This window comes from Pasteuria penetrans (assembly GCF_900538055.1).
In the GTDB taxonomy this organism is placed as follows: domain Bacteria; phylum Bacillota; class Bacilli; order Thermoactinomycetales; family Thermoactinomycetaceae; genus Pasteuria; species Pasteuria penetrans.
Map to the genome: position 1 here is coordinate 531,910 of NZ_UZAC03000001.1, position 22,082 is coordinate 553,991.

21 protein-coding genes are annotated in these 22,082 nt (G+C 45.9%); 20 read left to right on the forward strand and 1 reads right to left on the reverse strand.

Annotation, left to right across the window (positions count from 1 at the left end; genetic code table 11):
* Positions 1-2,348 precede the first annotated feature (2,348 nt).
* From PPRES148_RS10535 to PPRES148_RS02130, 8 genes are all read left to right on the forward strand, one after another.
* Positions 2,349-2,501, forward strand: a complete 153-nt coding sequence (locus PPRES148_RS10535; protein WP_187820395.1) for a hypothetical protein — start codon at positions 2,349-2,351, stop codon at positions 2,499-2,501.
* 35 nt (positions 2,502-2,536) lie between these two features.
* On the forward strand, positions 2,537-2,659 hold the full coding sequence (locus tag PPRES148_RS12745) for a hypothetical protein (protein WP_281289890.1): 123 nt from the start codon (positions 2,537-2,539) through the stop codon (positions 2,657-2,659).
* Positions 2,660-3,129: 470 nt separating this feature from the next.
* Positions 3,130-3,321 (forward strand): hypothetical protein, encoded by a 192-nt coding sequence (locus tag PPRES148_RS02105; RefSeq protein WP_149453017.1) that lies wholly within the window; start codon positions 3,130-3,132, stop codon positions 3,319-3,321.
* A 100-nt stretch (positions 3,322-3,421) separates the two neighbouring features.
* The gene (locus PPRES148_RS02110; RefSeq protein ID WP_149453018.1) at positions 3,422-3,742 is read left to right on the forward strand and encodes an RNA-dependent RNA polymerase family protein; all 321 of its coding nucleotides are present in this window, start codon (positions 3,422-3,424) and stop codon (positions 3,740-3,742) included.
* Positions 3,743-3,763: 21 nt separating this feature from the next.
* Positions 3,764-3,823, forward strand: coding sequence for a group II intron maturase-specific domain-containing protein (locus PPRES148_RS13240; RefSeq protein WP_149454191.1), 60 nt, complete (start codon positions 3,764-3,766; stop codon positions 3,821-3,823).
* A gap of 1,082 nt (positions 3,824-4,905) precedes the next feature.
* Positions 4,906-5,943, forward strand: a complete 1,038-nt coding sequence (locus PPRES148_RS02120) for a CPBP family intramembrane glutamic endopeptidase (protein ID WP_149453019.1) — start codon at positions 4,906-4,908, stop codon at positions 5,941-5,943.
* 755 nt (positions 5,944-6,698) lie between these two features.
* Positions 6,699-6,926: a hypothetical protein gene (locus tag PPRES148_RS02125; RefSeq protein ID WP_149453020.1), complete on the forward strand. Its 228-nt coding sequence runs from the start codon at positions 6,699-6,701 to the stop codon at positions 6,924-6,926.
* A gap of 816 nt (positions 6,927-7,742) precedes the next feature.
* Positions 7,743-8,192: a hypothetical protein gene (locus PPRES148_RS02130; RefSeq protein ID WP_149453021.1), complete on the forward strand. Its 450-nt coding sequence runs from the start codon at positions 7,743-7,745 to the stop codon at positions 8,190-8,192.
* A 175-nt stretch (positions 8,193-8,367) separates the two neighbouring features.
* On the opposite strand, the gene PPRES148_RS02135 is transcribed toward PPRES148_RS02130, so the two are convergent.
* Complete coding sequence (locus tag PPRES148_RS02135) at positions 8,368-8,997, reverse strand: IMPACT family protein (protein ID WP_149453022.1); 630 nt, start codon at positions 8,995-8,997, stop codon at positions 8,368-8,370.
* 212 nt (positions 8,998-9,209) lie between these two features.
* Here PPRES148_RS02135 and metK point away from each other — a divergent pair, with 212 nt between their 5' ends.
* From metK to PPRES148_RS02190, 12 genes are all read left to right on the forward strand, one after another.
* Positions 9,210-10,424: a methionine adenosyltransferase gene (metK, locus tag PPRES148_RS02140; protein ID WP_149453023.1), complete on the forward strand. Its 1,215-nt coding sequence runs from the start codon at positions 9,210-9,212 to the stop codon at positions 10,422-10,424.
* A 22-nt stretch (positions 10,425-10,446) separates the two neighbouring features.
* Positions 10,447-10,629, forward strand: coding sequence for a hypothetical protein (locus PPRES148_RS02145; RefSeq protein WP_149453024.1), 183 nt, complete (start codon positions 10,447-10,449; stop codon positions 10,627-10,629).
* 30 nt (positions 10,630-10,659) lie between these two features.
* Entirely contained in the window at positions 10,660-11,124 is a 465-nt protein-coding gene (locus PPRES148_RS02150; protein WP_149453025.1) for a hypothetical protein, read from the forward strand.
* A gap of 899 nt (positions 11,125-12,023) precedes the next feature.
* On the forward strand, positions 12,024-12,542 hold the full coding sequence (locus PPRES148_RS02155; protein WP_149453026.1) for a DUF1146 family protein: 519 nt from the start codon (positions 12,024-12,026) through the stop codon (positions 12,540-12,542).
* A 353-nt stretch (positions 12,543-12,895) separates the two neighbouring features.
* Positions 12,896-14,209, forward strand: coding sequence for a UDP-N-acetylglucosamine 1-carboxyvinyltransferase (gene murA / locus PPRES148_RS02160; protein WP_149454192.1), 1,314 nt, complete (start codon positions 12,896-12,898; stop codon positions 14,207-14,209).
* A gap of 173 nt (positions 14,210-14,382) precedes the next feature.
* Entirely contained in the window at positions 14,383-15,390 is a 1,008-nt protein-coding gene (locus PPRES148_RS02165) for a SpoIID/LytB domain-containing protein (protein ID WP_149453027.1), read from the forward strand.
* 1,046 nt (positions 15,391-16,436) lie between these two features.
* Positions 16,437-17,546: a hypothetical protein gene (locus tag PPRES148_RS02170; RefSeq protein WP_149453028.1), complete on the forward strand. Its 1,110-nt coding sequence runs from the start codon at positions 16,437-16,439 to the stop codon at positions 17,544-17,546.
* A 92-nt stretch (positions 17,547-17,638) separates the two neighbouring features.
* The gene (locus PPRES148_RS02175) at positions 17,639-18,127 is read left to right on the forward strand and encodes a hypothetical protein (protein ID WP_149453029.1); all 489 of its coding nucleotides are present in this window, start codon (positions 17,639-17,641) and stop codon (positions 18,125-18,127) included.
* Between the two features lie 121 nt (positions 18,128-18,248).
* On the forward strand, positions 18,249-18,395 hold the full coding sequence (locus PPRES148_RS10545) for a hypothetical protein (protein WP_187820403.1): 147 nt from the start codon (positions 18,249-18,251) through the stop codon (positions 18,393-18,395).
* 79 nt (positions 18,396-18,474) lie between these two features.
* Entirely contained in the window at positions 18,475-18,708 is a 234-nt protein-coding gene (locus PPRES148_RS02180) for a hypothetical protein (RefSeq protein WP_149453030.1), read from the forward strand.
* Positions 18,709-19,619: 911 nt separating this feature from the next.
* Positions 19,620-19,991: a hypothetical protein gene (locus PPRES148_RS02185; RefSeq protein WP_149453031.1), complete on the forward strand. Its 372-nt coding sequence runs from the start codon at positions 19,620-19,622 to the stop codon at positions 19,989-19,991.
* Between the two features lie 726 nt (positions 19,992-20,717).
* Positions 20,718-21,770: a CPBP family intramembrane glutamic endopeptidase gene (locus PPRES148_RS02190; RefSeq protein WP_223127916.1), complete on the forward strand. Its 1,053-nt coding sequence runs from the start codon at positions 20,718-20,720 to the stop codon at positions 21,768-21,770.
* Positions 21,771-22,082 lie beyond the last annotated feature (312 nt).

Sequence of the window (22,082 nt, forward strand, 5' to 3'; positions counted from 1 at the left end):
ATATTTTGTTCCACCATCAAATGCAACTGGTGTTCTCCCTTCATTCCTTTGTACTATGGGCGTGGTTATTCCATTGACTTTACAATCGTATGCGTTCGTATTGTTGACTAAGTATTTCATCTACGTTACAATCGTGCGAGTCTTGCCTCTCTGGGAGGGTTTTCCCATACGAGGTAGGATGATATGCAGGTGAGAAGGGGGGGGATGACAGGGGAATTTTAGAGTGCATGAGTAGGGAGATTTGGATCGTGTGTCTTTTTAGTTTCCCACCAGAGCATTGTTTGTGGGGCCGTCTAAAGTTGGCCCAGGCATTTTGAATTTGGGTCCCCTTTGGATTATTTCATATAGACAGAAACTCAATTGTAATTGTATAAAAGTTTTATATTAAAATAAAAATATTTTTAAAGATAAGAAAACGTCTAGAGTTTATGGAAAATTATTAAAGGTTGTTGCATGTTTGTCTCTATCCATAACCGCTCTCTCCTTCGTGCCCAGCGCATCGGCAGAGTCAGAACCTACATAGTATGGCGATAGATTGGTCGAAAGTTGGCAGGGGAATAAAGGAAGGATTTGATTGGCTCGACAGAACGGAAGTTGCGTACAACACGGCAGAAGCGGTCAGAAATTGTTCATGGTGCCCATGGTAATGACTAATTCGGCAGGTTCCGCATGCATAAATATCAACATCAAGATGGGGGTCTCTGAATCGAAGGGGTTTTGCGGAGGTCAAATGGTAGTTTAGAGCGCATAGTAATGGGTTACCTATGATTTTACCGACCAGTCCTCTAAATCCCCCCGGATCCTAAAATGGATAGGTGTCCGGGGGGTCCATTTTTTAAAAAATCAATCCTAAAAAACGATCGGGGGCCAAGTTAGTTACTCAAGTCAATTATAGTGGGTGGATACAGGAAAATGGATAGGTACCCCAGATCTTCTAAAATACCAGCAGAGAACGGGTCGCTATTTTTCCAAAAAATCCAGCAGCTACCGTTTGCTGACGCGTTGCGTACTTTTAACTAAAACATCCAAACCTATAAGGGATCACCGGTATTTTTTCCGACTCAGATGCCCTACAGTGAAATAGTATAACAGAAGGATAAACAAAAAGAAAATGGAAATTTATTGACATTTTTTATAGTAATGATTAATTCGGCAGGTTCCGCATGCATAAATATCAATATCAAGGTGGGGGCCTCTGAATCGAGGGGGCTTTGTGGAGGTTGAATGGTAGTTTAGGACGCATAGAATGGGTTACCTATGATTTTACCACTTACCACCCAATTTTCTGATCCCCTAGATCCTGAAAGGGATAGGTGTCCGTGGGGCCATCTTTAAAAAACCCATTCCTTCTTCACGGCCACCAACTTATCCGCTATAGTCAATTCTATCTATACGCGGGTACCCAGGGATTTACCCACCACCGGTTTTATGTCCTACTCTCGTTGGGTTCTGCAGTTCTTTGGGGGCAGTCCGGACAAGAAAATTTCCTGTTGATGACCATGGATAAAATCTATTTTTGATAAACAAATTAGGGTATTATCATGTTATCTACAACGAATGAGGATGAAAGCCATCATTGTTATGTAAAAAAATGAACGATTCATGTCTTTTACCTTTGGTAGAATATTGATCCACACAGAACAATAAAATTGGGGAAGGAAACCATAAGCATCTGCATTCATGATACAACATTATCAAGAAAAGTCAATACTTAGGAAAGAAAAATCATGGATGACGGGGGCGATGGGGGTACATAATTCGTCCATTGACTCCTTCCAACTCATTAGGAAAGCGCTAGAAAGTCTATGTTTCCTTTGCTATAGTCATGATGTCTTGGTAGATTGAGAAGTGGTCCTAGCCAATGGGATAATGGCAAACGGGGAGATGGCCCCCACCCAACAAGACAATGGTAACAGCAAATGGGAGCACAGAATGGGTCCATTCTAAGCTGGTGGTAGCTGATGGTGAAACTGGGAAATCCAATATTACGGGTTCGTCCCCTGTCCTCCAGGGGTATGAACCCGTAATGGAGGGTGTCTGCGGGCAATGATTGCGGAAACGAAACCAGATCCACTGATGGGCGGTTCCCCATTTACAATTTCGTACAGCGGGAAAGGTAATGGTCCGGGGAATGTATCATCCGAGGGGGATGGATATCACTAATCGATGGGTCCAGAGGTTTGGGATCAGTGTGTCAAGCAAAGCTGTGTGAGTGGTGAAGGTTTGTAATGGGCCCCCTTTGGAGCCGGGGCTGGTGGGAGCAGGCTTCAAACCACCTAACGCTGCTGGTGTGGAAACGCCCCAGTGGTGAGCGATTCAGGAAAAGGTGGGCCTAGAATTATCGTCAAGTGGGGACTAAGGAGTTCAACGGGAGTGAACCGTTCGAGGACGCATTGAAGGAACTAGTCCATGTCAAAACCGAGGTGTGTGTTCCCGCGTCGGGAAGAGGCTACGGAGGACAACCTACTTACGATCCGGGCGGCATGCGCATGGGTGTGTAGACGGGAGGAACCTAATCTAGGCGTTTATACGGAACTTGAGAGGTCGTCGCACGGCAATGGCCGAGCGTAAAATAAAAGCTAAAGATAATAGAGGTTCCGTGCACGAAGTCGGATCAGCCCATAGTAGTAGCGAAGTCTTTGTAATGAAGATGGAGTGAAGGAGCTGGATTGTCATGCCCGAAACAGGGATGAGAATGGCAAAAAGGAGACTCAAACATGGGTCAGGCGACATCAGATCAAAACTCCGCTAGGCACAATATACAGCAATACAGAAGTACTACAGGCATGGCGCTAGGTCCAAAGAAATGGCGGAGGGCCAGGGATCGATAGGCAGACGATTGCAGAGTTTGAAAGCAATCTAAGGAATAATCTGTACGTTATTTGAAATCAAATGTGTGCGGGTACCTACTTTCCCCCTGAAGTCAAGCGAGTGGGATACCTCAAAGTCTGATGGCAGCAGGAAGACCACTCGGAATTTCTTCCGTAGCAGATCGAGTGGCTCAGACCGTTATCAAGAATAGACTAGAACCCTATCTGGAACCCCACTTTCATGCCTCATCCTAGGGGTGCCATCCGAGAAAATCGGCCATTCAGGTTCTCCAGTCCTGTCGAAAGAATGGTTGGATTCGTGTCTGGGGGATCGATCTCGACATCAAAGGGTACTTTGGTCCTATTTCGAATGACAAGATCACGCAAGCCCTTCACCTCTTTACGGAGGACGAAGGACAGAGTGATACCGGTCTACTGCGAAAGACGGCTAAAGGCGTCTGTTCCAATGTCGGATGGAACGAGCCAAGCAGGGACCAAGGGCACATCGTAAGGTGGGGTTATTAGTCCACTGTTGGCCAATCTATACTTGCATTGTGTAAAGGACTGGTAGATGGAAATTCATCATTCTTCCTATTCCATTCGAGAGGTACATGGACGACATTGTATATCATTGTAAGAATAAGGATCAGGCTGAATACCTGCTTGAGGAACTTAGGATAAGAATGACACAATGTCATCTAGAGTTACATCCGGGTAAGACTAGGATATTGTACTGCAAGGATGATAATCGAGAGGGGAATCATGAGGTAATGTCTTTCGACTTTTTAGGATCTACATTCAAGCCCCGAACGATTGCAACCCGAGCAGGGACCCGAGCAGGGTCAGTATTCCTAGGCTTCAATCCGGTCATCAGTCGGAAAGATAGGAATAAAATGGCGAAACGTCTGAGGGCAATGAAGATACATCGATGAACACGAATGGAATGAACGGAGATAGCCGGGCAACTCAATCCAATACTGATAGGGTGGATCAATTACTATGGCGTTTTCTAGCCGTCTGGAGTTATAAGAGCCCTACAATACCTAGTAGACAACAGATTGAAGGAATGGGCGATACGTAAGTATAAAAGACTCAAGAGAAGCTGGGGGAAAGCTAGCGGATGAATATCCTACATCCGTCCCAAGTACAGGAAGTTGTTTGCATATTGGCGTCTAGTTTGGTTGAATCTTTGATCCCATGGACCATAGAGCCGCATAATGCGAGAGTATTACGTGTGATTCTGTGAGAGGGTTGGCTGAAATGCCCAGCCCCACTCGATACCCTTACGTGCCTAATGTTTCCTCGATGATCTCAAGGAAGGAACCAAGTTATGGGGTCCTGGGGAGAGTGGGGTGGATGGTTTCTCTCCTCAGAGGGAACGGGATATTGTAGGTCTCACCCCTTTGCCTGACGAGAGGGTGTTGAATCCTATGATCAGCACATGTAGGAACCAAAGGAACGGGGCTTGAATGTCAACGGGGTGCGTGTCGTCACTAGTAAGATGGGCAAGGTGTTCCCCCTATTGTTGTATGCAGGTGTTTTCCCTACAATATGCGGTTTACTAACGATGTTATGTTCATGCTATTCGTACCATCATGAATTCTGCCTCTAAAAGTCTGAAGAAGGAAATAGCTAAGGATGCCTTTTACGTCCTAGGTCCAAAGATAGGGAACAGGCATGGGAACGGTGGTTCGGGTGTGCAAAGAAGTATTGGTTTGGAAATGGGGTGGTACGAGGGGTATGGGAAAGGCTTAGTCCTAAAAAGATCTCATTGGATTTGCAAGCAGCACCGATTATCCAACATTGCTATCCTATTTGATGTCTACGAACTACATGGAATCGCTGAATGTCCCTGTTTCATGAGGGAATGAGTTGCAAGGGGGGCGGATTCGTTAGCCTCGGGGTAGCCGATGAGGGGAGAATGGATGCTTACCGCTTCAATAATGATTTCTCCCAAAGGTGTGACTAAATTCATAATTGTACGGGTCCGGTCAGAATACGGGGGGCCCTTAAGACCGAAGGAAAATCTTTTTCGAAAACCCTGTCCAGAGGAATCTACACACAAGGGAATATTGCTCGGAGGAGGTTTAAATTTTTGTTAACTATATACCTTCCAGTTATGCTAAAGGCAGTCGGTGCTGTCCTTCTTGTGCTTTTCGATCGCAGCTATAAGCGGTCTATAGTTCACGGAGGCAGAAAATTTACACTAATAAAGAATATCGGGAAAATTATTGATATAGGAACTATCATAGTATCATTTGTTTTATCCGCTATCTTATTGATGCACATGGATTCATTAATAGAACCTTTTTATAATTCATCTGTATTCGAGAAGTTGGCTTTTTTTTCTTTTTTGTCCTTCTGTCTGTTGCCATTTTTAGTTTCCCTATGGCCAACATTCCGGTCCTATGTCATGATAAAATTAGGTTTGGAACCCCAGCGGTATCTTCATCGTGTTACAGTCTATTGGATACTTTATGAAATTGCCTACTTCATAGGTTATCAGCAAGTATTTGTAGGGGTCCGTTCGGATGTACCGATCCATGCGAGAAATGGAATTTTTATTGATGGGGCACCGATTATTGATGATTTATTGTATACTTTGTGTGGTGCTGTTCCTGCTATCCTCGCTGTGGGGATAGGAATTACCCGTAATAAGAAAGAAACATTGGCTCGTTTAGGACTCGGGAGAAAACTAACATGCAAGGGTTTTTTTCTCTGTAACTGTCTCCTCGTTGCTTCCTTGTTGTACTCATCAGTGCTTGTATTTTTATTTGGAGACGAACATCATGGGTTGGATGATTCTGTGTCGGTACTGGATTCGCTCGTTCTTTATTTTGTGATAGGGGTTTGTACTGCAATCGGTGAGGAACTTTTGTATAGAGGGGCTTTGCAGCCACGTTTGGGAATTTGGGTTACTAGCATTGTGTTTGTTGTGGGCCACCTTCAGAAAGCATGGTTCGGATTACTGATCACTTTTCTGAATTCATTACTCATGGGCTGGATAGCGCATCGGTACAACCTATGGTTATCTATGTGGTTTCATATGTTTCGCAATACTTTAGTTCTTATCCTCTACCCCCTACTATTCTATCCTCTACTACTTAGGGTTTGGAATCTATGGGGCGGTTAGGTGTATGAATGTCGAGTGAGGTTGGCTGGAATGCCAGTTTTACTTGACATTCTTAAAATCCAGAAGCGGTTCAATCCCTCTATTTTTATCCCACCATGGCGGGACTGTGCAATTTCTTGTGTGGAATGCCCTATCTATGAATCTAGTCTCATCCTTTGGTAAAGTAATTGATAAAAAAATAATATTTTATTATGACACTGCTCCTGTTTTGTATCTTCAGGGGATGTATCTTATATTCATAAATTTTCCCTCATTTTTTCCCCTAGGATAGACCAGACATGAGAAAATGAGAGGGGAATACACGGGAATGATAAGCATGGATAGGCGTGCGTGGATTGGAGGGGGCAGATCCATTGTCGAGTAGGGTTGGAATCTCAGCCAACCCCCTCACAGACCTGTATGTAATAATCCCCCATTATAAGGATATGGTTTTCTACAAAGCCCCTTTTTTGTTCTAGATGCCCGGGGGCGTGCATCAAGGATGAGCCATGGGGGGGGTGCGAATAACCTCCTCCCATTTTACATCTATGAGTATTACTACTTAAAACTTTGTTTATTGATATTGCGGATAATATTTTTCATAGTAGGCCAACCATGGGATCGGATAAAACAACGTTCTTTATATATAATTTCATAGTGTATATATAGAAACAATATGAACAAAAATGGAGTTATGTATAAAATATATATAATCTCTATTTAATGAAGATATGTGTTCCTCTGTTGTTGGGCACCCCTGTTGTGTAGAGGATAGGTTGGTAATCCTGTCGGGGCCCGTGATGGGGGAAGGAATTGAGTCGAACTACCTATTGGAACACCCCAATGGACCCTTCATTCCAATAGGGATTTCGGGGTTGATTTTATATCCAACCATGTACCAGGGGGTGACGAGCCCCTATATTTTGATGGCGGGTGACAACTGCCATGGGATGAGGGGGACAGCAAAGGAACGTACCATCTATCGATATGCACCCAGCCGATAGGACAGGAAGAAAGGAAAATACCAGTAAAAAAAGGGTAAGCGGGTTCTGGGGGGGAATGGAAGGATCAAACGGTGCCCTGGATACAAGGCCCCTGACCCATCTACATATCAACCCGGAGAGAATGGGAAGGGTAAGATAGTGGGTCCACTCCAATGGGGGGTTGTTCTTCTATGAAGAACCGATTTTTGGCCGCTCAAATGAAGGTGCGCGGTGAGATATAGGGATAGGGGTGGTACGAGCCATGATTAGAGAACGGCAAAGGGATTAGCTCATTCATTGAGCCCAGATCGTTCGTTAGTATTCTAAATAAGTTTTATATTATTTTCGCGGTAGTGTCTAGAAGGAAGTCTCAAGGATGGGGAGAACACCCTCTGAAAAATTTGCTCAGGAATTCACATCCACAGCGATATGCTGTTGTCCCTATCCCCTTCCTATGTCCAATGAACGGAGGACCATAATTCCGATAACCCAGCATTACTCTAACTATTAGAGTTTGTGGAGATCCCCGATGGGGTATATTTTTTCTATTCATAATAAATATGAATATTTTTCTTTTTTAATATATGCATGAATTTGTAAATTTTTTTCATATTGCAGTAGGTAATAATCATTGCTTTTCTTTCTCATCATTTTGTACTATAATTATGTCAACGGATATAGTTGTGGTATATTTTGCGAAGGAGTTTTTGCCTTATGAAATTTTTATTAAATTATATTATTAATAAAAATATAAATATACTGAATATTGGAATGGGTTCTGCGGTACTTCTTCTGCATTTTTCTGTTTTTCCCCTTTTATTCAAAGGGGGAGATGTTTTGGCTCATGATTTCGGGGCAAGGGAAAAATTATCGAAATCAGAATCACCTAGATCCATAAAATCACCGGAAAAAAACGTAAATATTCAGAAAAGAACCCCCATAAGCGAGGACCAATTCCAGGATCTGATGCGCATGATAGCCTCGGTGAACACCATTGATAGGGTTAATTTTGAGCGAAAGAAGTACTTAGAAAACCAACGGGAATCTCTCTTATCCTTTACCCCTCCCCATGGAGACGGGATTCATGGGGTAGAAGCAGCAGAGGAAACGGTGGGGGGTTCGGAAGCGGGAAGGAATCAAAATCAGGGTAAGATGGGTAAGGATCTGGGGATAGGTGGTATTCCCGGGACAGGGGAGGATCGGAAGAAGGAAAATAAGGATCCTAAGACAAAGGGCGGGAATCGGAAAGGAGGTTCTAAAATAAGGGGAAATCGAAGAGGAAGGTAGAATATTTCCCGGGAATACCCGGGTAGGATTTCTATAGAGAAGGGATCCCTATTGGTTCTCAGTGGGGGGACCGGGAAATGTGGCTGATCCGATGCAATGGTTGTTATTTGCGAGGGAGGGAACAGGGACTAGGTGGGGGTGGGGGATTGATTCTCGGCGTAATGTCCCATGGGGTTCATTCAGCAACGACTTTCCAACGTTTTTCCCCGGTTGTGATCATAAGATCGTGGGTTCGGTTTTTTAGCTGATGGGTTAAGCACCTCATTTTCGTGTCAGGTACCCAGGCGGTGAGGGTAACCTGTTCGGAAAATGTTGCTTTTATATCTATAGCTTGTACATTTTGCAGAAGGTGCTGTGCGGTAGCGAGGTGACGATGGGGTAGGGTGAACTTCGAGTAGCTGTGCAATTGTCTCGTACCATAACCAGCAGCTTGTATGACCCCCTTGGCTGTTTGTGCGTATGCGCGTATAAGGCCCCCTAATCCCAGGCGGGTACCACCAAAGTAACGAACTACAATGACGGCTGCATGGTGTAGTTGGGCGGACTGTAGGACCTCTAGGATGGGTTTTCCTGCCGATCCCTTGGGTTCCCCTGCGTCATATGATTTTTTTTGATGCGGGGTGAGAACATAGGCGTAGGTGCAGTGGGTGGCCCTTCTATGGGTTTGCTTAACCCCCATGTGGAAGGTATCCCAGGAAGACATATCCTCGATGGGTCGTGCATAGCCCACGAAACGTGACCGGCGCAGGATGAGAGTGTGCTCGGCGGGTTTGGCTAGGGTGCGTTGGTCCACAGGGTGATTCAACTTTTCTAACCCCCTTTGGGATTTAGCGATTTAGGAATCATAGGTCGAATTTTGCTTTCTCTTTGAAGATAGGTACAATTGGGGAAGTGCTGCTCTTTTGAAAATTTGGGGGCAGGAAGTGGGAATTGGAAAACTCAGTCCGTTTTTCTAGTTGGGGAAGGATGTACTGAATCTATGGGACCGTACAATTATGTTTTGGGGGGAAGACTATTGTGTCTGTTCCACAACACCGCTTTTTTACGTCGGAATCCGTTACTGCGGGTCATCCGGATAAGATGTGCGATCAGATTTCAGATGCTATTCTAGATTCCATTTTGTCACAAGATCCCGATGCTCGTGTGGCCTGTGAGACCCTTGTCACTACAGGTTTGGTGTTGGTAGCAGGCGAAATTTCTACTCATTGCTATGTCGATATACCGAGTGTGGTTCGTTCTACTATTGCCGAGATCGGTTATGTGCGTGCCAAGTATGGTTTTGATGCGTCTACCTGTTCCGTCCTTACTTCTATCGATGAACAGTCGCCCGATATTGCGCAAGGGGTAGATACAGCTTGGGAGAATCGTTGTTTTGCTTCCCTGCAGGGTTTTGGGGATTCCTTGGGAGCAGGGGATCAAGGGATGATGTTTGGCTTTGCTTGCAATGATACACCGGAGAAGATGCCCTTGCCGATTTCCTTGGCCAATCGTCTTGCTCAGCAGTTGCATAGGGTACGAATCGAAGAAAAGGTCCCCTATTTGCGTCCGGACGGGAAGGTTCAGGTGACGGTGGAGTATGATGAGTATGGTTTACCTGTACGAATTGATACGGTTGTTTGTTCAGCGCAGCATGCGGAGCAGGTAGATGTGCGGCGGATGGAAGAGGATTTGCGACGTTTTGTGATTCAGCCTGTGTTGCCATCATCTATGCTGGATGAAAAGACGCGGTATTTTATCAACCCTAGTGGTCGGTTTGTGATTGGGGGCCCCAAGGGGGACGCTGGGCTTACGGGGCGGAAGGTTATTGTAGATACGTATGGTGGTTTTGCTCGACATGGTGGGGGGGCCTTTTCAGGTAAGGACCCTACTAAGGTAGACCGCTCTGGTGCGTACGCTGCTCGTTATGTGGCCAAAAATATCGTAGCAGCTGGCTTGGCTGATTGTTGCGAGGTTCAGCTGGCTTATGCCATTGGAGTCTCACAGCCTGTTTCCATACTTGTGGAGACGTTCGGTACAGGGCAGTTGTCGGGAACCGAGTTGGCGGCTTTAGTGGCTAAGGAGTTTGATTTATCTCCGTCTGGTATCATTGGCATGTTGCGACTGCGGAGGCCTATTTATAGATCCCTGGCAGCCTATGGTCATTTTGGCCGTATGGATATGGATTTACCCTGGGAGAGGACGGATCGTTTGGCCTCATTGCAGAGGGCGGCACGCATTCTACAACCTGTATGAGTGGGAGGGACTTCTTGTAGGCGTGGTTCTTTCTGCCACCCTATGGGGGGTCCGTTCGGTGAAGAGGTTGTTTTGGCACGTTGTGGGGTGTTATTTCATAGCCTGGCATGGGCGGGGATTTGAGAAATGTTTCTTAGACGGTCTCCTTGTATCTTCTTGTTGGTGGTACAGGTGGATTGTGGATAAGGGGGTGTTTCGTTATTGATGTGATCATTTCATGTATGGGGGGGTCTGGATGATGAAAATGTGGATTTTGCTGTCGCTTGTTCCTGTGATTGGCGTGGTTTGTTATTTCGTGCTACGCTATCTCATGCGGAAGGTTATAGCCTCCCTAGGGAAATATTATCCCAGTCGCACAGCCCATTTGGTACTTTTAACGTGCAACAGTCAACGGCGTGTGGAGTGGACGGTTTGGTCCTATCACCTCTGGAATAGTTTGCGCTGTAGGAAGTCACGAATTACTTGTATTGATGTGGGTTCGACGGACGATACACTGGCGATTTTAGTTCGCTTACGGGGCCGCTATCGGGAGATGGAAGTGATTCGTATGATGTCGGACGAGGATTCCGTGGATGACTCCATTCGAACCTGGTTGCAGATCCAAAAACCGCGGCCGAACGAAAAGCGGGTGGTTCTGGATTTGCGGGAGTGCGATCCGCAGCCAGAGGGCACGAAGAACCATGGTCGAAACCTGGCCTAGGGGGGATCATTAGATATACCTCTGGGTTTTTTCGTGTGTATGGGGATCGGATATTGGTGTGGTGGAGACTTGTTACCTATGTGTGAACTAGGTGGATTCTTATGAGTTGGTGTGGGATGCGATTCTTTGCGTTTGGTAGTAACTATGGGTTTGCAGTCGATTGCATATTCGACCCTGTCTTGATAGGGTATGGCTCTACTTCAACTAGGATAGCCGATAGAATAGCTGGTATGATAGGAGGAAAGGGGAAATATCCCAGAGAGAGGGTAAGCTAGAGGGGGGGATAGGAGGATCCAATTCCATGTTCTGGTGGAGGGGGAAAGGGGTCCTGTGTACTATACGGATAGGGGTCCTATCCGACAGCAGAACAGATAGGATCAAAGGGGAGTGAAAACCACCGGATGCGGGGAAACGGATGAATAGTCGTGCGGCTGTTCAGGGGGTGTGTACACCTAGAATTGTCTTCAAACCACTAGTGATTTTCCAGGGTTGTCCGTTATCCCCGAAAAGACCAGAGGGTGGGGGAGAAGAATAGCAATAACTATATAGTTCAATATATAATATAGTTTCATAATAAAAATAAAAATCGTCTTTATACCGGCAATATCCACACAGATTTTTTGCATACTTAATTGTGTGCATAAACATTTTTATAATATTTTTTTAAATATTGAAAAATATTCTAATAATTTTTATATGATGTTCCACAGGTAGCACTACAGGTGCGTATAGTAACAAAAATTACTCGCCCCCTTTTAGACAATCCTGCCAACTGGGCATTGGCGCCAACTCAATATGCGTGGTAAGATAGTGGGGAGGGTGGCTCGGATTCGTGAAGGGGTCTTTTTGGGGATCTGAGCATCAATTGAACGGGTGGCGGGGGGAATGCATACGCTTCTATGAGAATGATGGATGCAGGATGGACAGGGCTGGGTACTACGCCGGAGTCAGCATTGCGCCTTATGGTGTTGGTTCAGTCTGGTGTGCATTTGTTAGTGATTTTGCTGAGTGTAGTGGTTTGCTGGTTTGCCCTTCACTCGATAAACTGGGGGCATTTGTTGATTCCCTTGCAGGTTAGAAGGTATCGGGTGTTGTTGATTGTGCTGGCTATGGTATTCGGATTTGGTTTAACGCAATTTTTTTTCGATTGTAGTGATTGGTCCCAGTCATTGATCTATTTTGATGATCGGAATGGGTACCAGGCGTTGTTTCATCTTCCCCTGACTGTGTTGAGCATTGTTGCCTGCGGTATGGCTCTGCGTTCGGTACGTTGGGAACGGGTATTGATTCCAAGCCAGCGATTGAGGGCCAGATTCTTGGTGGTAATCGTTACTGTTGTGCTCGGGTATTTTCTATCTAAATTTTTATCTTCTTACTTTGATTGGTTCCGTACATTTTTATTACAAATTTTTTATTAAATAGTACATTGTAGTGTGTTCCGGGTATCGTTCTCTGGTTTTTGTCCGTGGAGTTGTGGGAAAAGGGCAAGAGTTGTCAAAAAAACAAGGGTGCCTATCGTGGGGGTTTCCCGTAGTACTGCCATACCGTCTAGAATTTTCTTTTGACATGATGAGGAAAGGCTTTATTGCGTGTTTTTTCCGTCAGGATTAGGGTAGATTAAGCACGCCGTGCATTAGGAAGGCGTAGAATGGGTGGGTGCCAACTCGCTGTGTGGCTGTTTTTAATATAGAATAGTCTTTATAAGTTATTGAAATTAACTAGTGCATTTTTGGCAGTGAATCTAAGTAGAGGTTGCATAGGGGGGAAGATGTTGGGAAAAATTGTAGTACGGGGTGGGGTCCGTCTGCGTGGAAGGGTTCGCGTGTATGGGGCTAAGAATGCTTCTCTGCCCCTCATCGCAGCAAGTCTGTTGCCTATTCGGGGGAGAACGATGATCCACGATGTTCCCACTGGGATAGAGGACGTGCGGGTGATTGTGCAGTTGCTGAGGAGCTTGGGTGTCCGTGTCACTGAGGGCGTGGGGCAAGTGTTGGTCCGTTCGGGGGATATTGTCTCTGCGGAGGCTCCTTATGACCTGGTCTGTAAGATGAGGGCTTCGATTACCGTAATGGGGCCGTTGTTGGCGCGGCATCGTTATGCCAAGATCCCTCTACCAGGTGGTTGCAAGATCGGTTCCCGTCCTATTGATCTTCATCTGAAGGGGTTGCAGGCCTTGGGGGCCTCTTTCCGGATTGAGAAGGGTTGTGTGGAGGGCCGGGTTGTGGATCATCTCCGGGGTGCCAATATTTATCTTGACACCCCTAGCGTAGGGGCTACGCAGAATATCATGATGGCGGCCACGCTGGCTAAGGGGTTCACGGTAATCAAGAACGCTGCACTCGAACCTGAAATTATCGACCTCTCCAATTTTCTGAATGCTATGGGGGCTAAGGTTCGTGGAGCGGGTACGAATGAGATTCGTATCGAAGGTGTAAAGGTATTGCATGGCTGCGAATATACGGTCATTCCGGATCGGATCGAGGCCGGCACGTATATGGTTGGTGCTGCTATTACACGGGGGGAAATTTTTATTGAGGGTGCCATCGCTGATCATCTGACGGCGCTCATTGCCAAATTGCGTGAGATGGGTGTCAGGATTCATGATACGCAGAATGGTATTCATGTAGAGGCCCATCGTGTCCCTCTACATGGTGTGGATATCCAGACCCAGCCTTACCCTGGTATGCCCACGGATTTGCAGGCACAGATGATGGCTCTGTTGCTCACGGTTCCTGGGACCAGTCTTGTAAGTGAGACGGTTTTCGAGAATCGATTTATGCATGCCGAGGAGTTGAGACGGATGGGGGCGAGGATCCGGATCAATGGTCATACGGCAGTGATCGATGGGGGTTATCCTCTTTCGGGGGCACGCGTGAAGTCTACAGATTTGCGTGCTGGGGCCACTATGGTATTGGCGGGTTTGGCGGCCTCGGGCCAGACGGAGGTGGAGGGTGTGCATCATATTGATCGTGGCTACGTAGATTTGGAAGGGAGTTTGCGTATGCTGGGTGCAGATGTGGTACGTGTTTCTGCAGATTCGACTACATCGGCACCCTCGGATCCACTGTTGAGGCGCCAGGGTTAGCATGGATTCGTCCTATTGTCGCAAGGGAGGAAGGGACTAAATTTTTTCAGGTACAATCCTCTCTGGGGTGGGGGATTTCCATCCCTGAGGGGTATGTTTGTTTTTTCTCACTCTGTATTTTCTTGTGGTATCAGTTTTTCGATCGCAGATCTATTCTGGTAGGGGGTAGATGGGTGCTTCGAGGTCGATGGGCCGTTTCCAGGGTGGTAGGTTGTTTGTGTATGGTGAGTAGTAGCTTACTATGGCCAGTTTCCGAAGTACAGGGGCAATTCGTTCATAACGGAAGGGTTGGATGTAGTTCCCGCGGGAGTCCTTGCAGTGGGTGTTCTTTTCCAAAAACCGTTCGGGTGAAAATCCAACGAACGAACCAGGTGGAAACGGTACCTTTGGAGGATTATGTGACTCGTGTGGTTGCTTCCGAGATGAGTGATCGCTATCACCCGAGAGCGTTGCAGATGCAGGCCCTCGTGGCTCGTACCAATATTGTGCACCGCATTTGGCGTCGTTGCATCTCAGCCGAGCCCGTGTCAACGTTCGATGTTCCCGATTCCGTTCAATTGGAATATAAGGATTTATCCTTTTTGCGTTCCAGATCTCGTGGCTCTGAAAATCTGGCGAAGCTTCTTAGGGTGTCTGCAGGGGCTGCAGAGGCCACACGAGGCATGATGTTGGTTTATCGTGGACAACCTATCAATGCGTTGTTTTCTTCTTCCAACAATGGTTTCACACAGGCCTCTGCGGATTACTTTGCCGGGGTACCTGTACCCTATTTAGTGAGTAGGAGATCAGAGTACGAGGATCCGCCCGTTGTGCAGCAGGATTACGCATGGGTGAGTTTTCTTTCCCGCCTGTTTCCTGGAATAGGTTCCATAACACCAGATGATATCACTCATTTTTGCCAGGGATTGGTTCGTAATAGGAGTGGTTATGTGCGAACGGCCCGGATGCGGTCGCATGTATTGAGTGGTCGTCAGGTACGTGAGCGGCTCGGTCTACGGTCTAGTGATTTCACCTGTAGGATTTTACCCGGTCACAACAGGGTACAGTTTACTGTGCGTGGTTATGGGCACGGGGTGGGTATGAGCCAGTATGGAGTGAATCTCATGGCCAAAAAGGGAAAGACATTGTCGGAAATGGTGCAACAATACTATCCGGGTGCAAATATATCTAAATTTTCCTAGTTTATTTAAAAATCAGAAAAAAAGAGAAACCCACCTGATTGTACTGTCAGGTGGGTTTCTCTTTTTTTCTTAAGGGGAAAGTATTATAGGTGCTACCGCGAAAAAAAGATATCAAACTTATTAGAATATTTTTTGTATATTAAATGATGTGTTTGGGAAATGTTTATATTGTTAATGAGTATAGAAACAGTCTGTTTGAGTATTTCCAGCGTAAGTGCTTGGGGGTGGAAAGGTACTCCTTTCTGGGGGATTGCACCTGAAAATTTCGTATGATCGGTTATTTTTTTTTGAACCACCGAAATCACCGTGGGATCATAGGAACCGGTTCCTATCTCGTCCCTTTTGCGCACACCAAAGAAACCGACATGAAGTCGAATTTTATTTTTTATTTAAATAATATTATATATTAAACTCTATGTAGTTATGGGTGATCTTATCCTTATCTTCCTGATCTCCTTTTGAAGATAACGAACGACCTGGGATCAATGATAAGCAGATCCTTTTGCCATCGTGGCCCGTGCCACCCTCATCTTACCACGCACCTATTTTGTATTGCATATTTACAGTGAGGGGCTCCAGCGTTGCAGCCGGGCCCAGTTAGCGTTCGACTGATGGGAGTACATAGACGAATTAGGAAAAAAAATTAAAAAAATATTGTAAATTATACTTAACTCTGCTACGATGTCATCTAAGGGATTGATGTTTAAATCTGGTCGATAGTTAAAATATTCGTATTAATTATTAAATTTATATTATTATGAAGAGAAAAACAATTTAGAATTTTGATTTATTGTTATTCTGAGTGTCGTTTATTTTTAAATATAATTATAGGAGGTGGTTGTTCGCAGGTGCTTAGGTCAGATCCAAAGGGGGCCCCATGGCAGCCATGGATCGCAAGGTATAACGAATCCCTTCCCTTCTCGGATCACTGGCGGCTAGGATGGTATCCTTTATTGCCCCCATATTGGGGTGTCAATGCGATGTTGATGAGGGAATCTGTTCGAATGATCGAAAATCACTGAACATATAGACTTGGAGATGTTTTTTTGAAAACGTGCCCCATGAAAAAGCTTGCGATTGTGTCTGTCGTTTCCTTGTTTAGCACTACTCCCTTGATTTCAACAGCCGACCCAGTTCAAGCATCCCCTGGTGGGGAGCAACTCATCTTATCAGAAAACTCAATGCATGACATACTATCCCCTGAATGGATAGACCCTGAATCAGGAGTAAGGGAGATTGAGGTAACAGGACAAGAACTTTCCCGTGATGTATCCGAATCTATAAGGAAACACATGAAACAACCACTCAAGGAACAATTATCAGAAAAATTTCACGAAAAAGGTATGAAAGTTGATATTCAAAGTGCCCGATTGTCCAAACTGGTTCCAACAACGGACACTCCCGAAGAAATACGAAATGCTTTGAAGGATTCCCCTCTGTCTGCCTACGTTATAGCGCATGCGATTGTGGACAAGGAAAGCGGGCAAAGAGTGGGTGCCTTGGTTTCCAGGGTTAACGGGTTACCTATATTATTCGTTAAGAATAATGAGGATGGAGTTGACGGCTCCTACACCGCATCTCCTTACACCGAAGGGGGAATGGGTACGTGCTCACCAGGTCGGGTTAAGAGGGACTGGACCTGGGATGATACCTGGGATTGTACGATGGAGACACTTACAGGCACCGGCAAGGATCTTCTCAAAACCTCAGCATATGGCTATGGCGCCACTAGGGTTTTGGATAAAGTCACCCGCAAAATGGCACTAAAGGCGGGCCTTAGGCTCCTTCCCTGGGGAGGAGGGGCATTCATGGTTATAGATGGTGCCGGTTGTGTATTGGGAAAGGTGTTTTTAAAGAGGATAGTTGTGCCTGTTTTTAGAGTTTGTGATTTCAATACAGGGTGCACGCACCTTTTTGGCTTCCCTGACCCATCCTTGCTAAATCTAGCGGGGATGGGTTTTCTTGCTAACCCCCCTGCTAAAGAGCAGGGGCCCATAGGGTTCTGTCCTTTTTCATCTAAGACCATTGGATCACAAAAAGGGTACCTGATTACAGCTGGGGGATTGGGAGATTTATCTCCGCGTGATCGGGATCACCACCAAGGAATTTATCCTCTCCGTAATCTGTTTCGTACCTTTTTCCTGGCCCCTCAATAGTTCCCAGCAAATCGAGTTTAGTTAGTTCTTCCATTCCGTGATTCTCTACGGGGTATTTGCCAGGGTTCCCTCTCCCAACTTCGAGAAAGGTTGTGGTTTACCATTATGCTGAGCAGAGTGCCCCCCGGAATGACACCCTTTGCCTCCGTATTGGCCCCCCCCTCCTTACATCTCCTATGAATATTCAGGCCACGGCTGTACCCGATCCTATCTCCCTGTCTGATGGTTGTGAAAAAGGATTGTGGTTAGGTATCTTGATCGGTGTCCTAGGGGGAGCTATGCTTCTCGGCGGTCGTCAGGGTGTCCTTATAGGAATCTCTCTTGGTATAGGTGCAGGCATTATAACGAGATGCTTGATTCTCGATATGTTTTGGCCGGATGACCTACTTCCTATGTCGGATAATTCTAAGGACTGGGTGCTGAAAATTACTGTGATTGGCGGTCTATTGTGGGCTGCTTATGGTATTTCTAGAGGTTATAAGGGAGAAGGCATTTTCAGATACGCCCTTTACGGAACTGCTTCAGGTATAGTTTTTGGCATCATAACGGGATTGCTTGACTTTAATGTACGGTGGCATTGAAAAACCCCTAGGGTGGGAAATCCCGCCAAGGAATTGGGGGCAATAACAACTGAACCTTTCTATACATGATGATATCCGTAAATCATGCTACGTAAAAACCAATCCTGACTGTCTGCTTCCCTTGATCCTGTGTTCCTCGGCCAAGTTTGGAACCCAAAACCAGCCCACCAGGCTTTGGCTCTATGTACTGAGAAAAAGGGCTAGTAGGGCTGTGTGTCAAGAAGTCGTTCAAGAGATGAAGGTTGCTCGGCCCTTCGTAACCGGATGATAGGTAGCAGGTTAAAAACCGCCTAGTGCTGCTGGTGTGGAAACACCCCGGTGGTGAGCGATCTAGGAAAAGGTAGAGCATGACCCTGTCAGGTGGGAATCGGGGAGATCAGCATGAACCGTGGGGGATGACCTATCTACTGCCCCGGTGGCATGCGGTGTTCAGGCGGGATGAACCCGATGTAGGCTCTTGCTCGGAACTTGAGAGATCGTCGTACGGCGTTTGGCTGTCGCCAGATGGAAAGACCAAGGATAAAACCGAGGTTCCGTGCATGAAGTCGGATCAGCTCATAGTAGTGAGGAAGCTTCTGTAATGGAAGTGGAGCGAAGGGGCTGACTCATCCTGAGGAGGACAGTAAAACGAAACTTCAGTGGGGGATCCACTGGAGGAGATCACTGGAACCTCGGAGCAACATCCCTATAATCGAAGTATGACCTAAAGGGTCTGAAGATTGGGATGGGATGAGAAGAGCTGGATGATGCGAGAGTATCGCGTCCGGATTTGTGAGGGACTCGGCTGAAATGCCGGGTCTACTCGACAGGGATAGGATGGGGCACGTCTGAAACCCTCGCCTTCCACCCACTATAACCGGGAAGCATGCCTCCTTAAGATTGTGCCTTCTCGATCTTTGTATGATCCTTTTCCCTTCTTGTATTTGCCATTGGCATCCAAGCTGCAACGAATTCAATCTCAAGGGAGGATTTCTTTAGGGTGCCTATCCCAAAGAAAAAACTTTCGTATGACGTGGTACACAAAACAACCAGGGGGCATAAACCCACCATAGGAGGTTGACCCGTTCAGCATGAAAATACCCACACAAAATTCCAATGAAGCCCTAGTTCCAGAGCGGATGGCTACCCTATCTTTTCTCGTAACCGGCATGGCATTCCACGTTTTCATGGTATCCCCTATCTGTATGTACAGCTGGTCTATCGGTCCTACATCCCTTGGTACGTTGGCCTTGGTAGCAGCTGTGTTTTCGTTTTATGTTTCAATCTACGCAACCGTATCCCCTCTGCGTAAACCACAAAGACTCCAATGGTTTTATTTACATATGAATATTATAAAAATGCATGATTATAGGCGAAAATGCCTCCATCTGTACCAAATGCAAGGCTTCCCTAAATGGAGATGGTACGCTCTCCACTGGGTCGGTCCACTGTGGATGATTGCATCTATGTTCACATTTGCCTGCATAAATTCACAAAAGGGGGCTTGGGGGTATTGCTGGCAGGTATTATTGGTTGGTGTGTATCCTTCCGCCTGCAAATTCAACGGGAACGTCGATGGTGTTCGGAGGCAGGACCCATTGACCTCGCCTTCGTATATGGGAGAATGTTGCAGTTACTGACATGGTACACACTATCTTTATATATTTTCCACACCTATGGGAACGAATGGGAGACGAAACTACAAAAATATTTTCTTGTCATTATTTTCCTTCTCATTATGGTCTACACATGCCTTGTTCCTAACTGGTTTCATCTCTGTCTTGGGCAACGTAGGGCAACAGCCCGCCATAGTTTTTGGGGCTCTTTATTAGAAACAAATGGAATGGGTACGGGAATTTTGGCGAAACATCCTCTACCCCCCTAACCATGCCTACCACTGGTAAGAAAAAAGCGCTAATTGATATTGTATCGTTTCATTTCGTGGTAATCATCACATTTTTTTGTCTTGCGTTTCTGTTGTATCTTTTATAGATAAAAGGGGGACGGTCAGATTTTTCTGTACGGAACCTCCATACGTCAAAAAACCTGCCCTAGCAAGGAGCAGGGTTTTATTTGTTTAAAAATGTTAATTGGGAATCCATCCCGAATCCTTGTATCTATCTTTCTTTATACCTCTGGCTCTTGGCCAAACTTCGGACCCGGAATATCCTTGGGCGGTTTTTTTCTACTCTGAATTTTAAGGATGAATAGGTCCTGGCTGAATATCGGGCTGGGGATTCAGTCTCGGGAACCGGGGTAACCATTGCATTGCTCAATGTATCGGATATGGTTGTGTCGGATCACGTGTGTAAAAATCACCGGGGGGGGATTCTCTCCGGTGATTTTTTGAAGGGTTTACTATGTACCAAGGGAGACCCCCTTTTGGACCTGAAGTAACGAATAGGGTGCTATTGCGGAAGGGAACGATCCGACAATTCCTGCCCAGAATATTCATTTCCGGGATTTGGTTTTCCCTTTAGCTTATGGTAAAATAATATATTATTATGAGGAGTGTGAACAACCCGCTCGATTGGAGGTTCAAGTGCAGGAAAACTCTTTCCCTCATTCTACTATGTTTTCCCATTCTACCGTGTTTTATGTGATACTTATCATGTCTTTGGTGGCGGCAGCATTTGTAACATCGCTTGTATTCTATTCTACAATATCGCTCTTTGTTAAATTCGACCATGCCTATTATCAACACACGGTTGTAATAGAGCGTAGTCCGCGGCAGAGGTTGTGGCAAAATTGCGGCAAAGTAGTTGATGTGTTGTTCGCGTCGTTTTATTTCATCTCCATCGGGATCGCCTTACTCTTCCAGTCCCCTTTCTTCGACGGGGGAATTATTGAAGTTGCATGCAATGTGTTTTCCCTGCTCATCTATTTGTTTATGGGGATTTTCTTTTTGCTACCCTCAGTAAGAGACCCGGTTATGACTACTCTGGGACTGAATGCACAGCGCTACCTTCATAGATTTCTCATTGTGGGAATCGCATACTGTATCGTCGTTTTGGTCGGCATGTTTCCTGAAATTCCCCTACAGGGGTATGATTTCTTATGGAATGGCTATTTTCACAGACCCATCGTAATAGAGGGCGTTGATGGCCTAGCCGTACCCTCTGTTGGTGTTATCTCATACATCCCGTTCATCAACTTCCTCTTCTTTACCCTATGGGCCTTACTGGGCGCAGGTTGGACCACAACGCGTACCTGGCGGGAAACAATAGTCCGCTTGGGATTCCACAAAAAACTAACGATGAAGGATTGGAGTATAGTTACCGGTCTTACCATCAGTTTTCTGGGAATTTGGTTCCTGGGGGATGCCCTCCTCTCTTCGTCTTCGATGCAGAAGGCATTTGATATTTCTCTACCAGTGGCTATCCCTCTTGCTTTCCTATTGATTCTACTTCCTGCACTAGGAGAAGAACTGCTATATCGGGGTGCTATACAACCTCGATTGGGAATCGTATGGACCAGCGTGATTTCCACCATTGGGTCTACCATTTTAGAACCGGTAAGCCCTAGCTGGCAGATCGTATTCTGGATCTTTCTCTCCTCTTTAGGACTGGGTTGGTTAGCAAATCGCTATAACCTACAGGCCTCCCTGTGGGCCCACATCCTTCTAAAAGCTTATATTGTTCTGTATATTATGAAGTGGGTGTAGAAACACAGATCTTGGCTAAATATCGAGCTGGGGATTCAGTCTCGGGAACGGGGGTAACCATTGCTCGATGTACCGGATGTGGTTATGTCAGATCACGTGTGTAAAAACACCGGGGAGACTCTTCCCGGTGTTTTTTTGAAGGGGCGGGTCTCAACCCCCTATTTTTATTCCACCATGGCAAAATAGCCCTACCCTTCACCTGTGCGGAACAAAATAGGTCCACTCCCTATTTTTATTCATAATTATACTTAAATTTATAATGTATTAGGAACTTACCATCGCTGGTTTATGTTCCATACCCGTTGGTTGGGT

Excerpts from the sequence above, each read along its gene's own strand:
- PPRES148_RS02150 (WP_149453025.1), top strand. The coding sequence starts at position 10,660 with ATGATGAAAATGTGGATTTTGCTGTCGCTTGTTCCTGTGATTGGCGTG.
- PPRES148_RS02180 (WP_149453030.1), top strand. The coding sequence starts at position 18,475 with ATGACCCTGTCAGGTGGGAATCGGGGAGATCAGCATGAACCGTGGGGG.
- PPRES148_RS02190 (WP_223127916.1), top strand. The coding sequence starts at position 20,718 with ATGTCTTTGGTGGCGGCAGCATTTGTAACATCGCTTGTATTCTATTCT.
- PPRES148_RS02155 (WP_149453026.1), top strand. The coding sequence starts at position 12,024 with ATGAGAATGATGGATGCAGGATGGACAGGGCTGGGTACTACGCCGGAG.
- PPRES148_RS02110 (WP_149453018.1), top strand. The coding sequence starts at position 3,422 with ATGGACGACATTGTATATCATTGTAAGAATAAGGATCAGGCTGAATAC.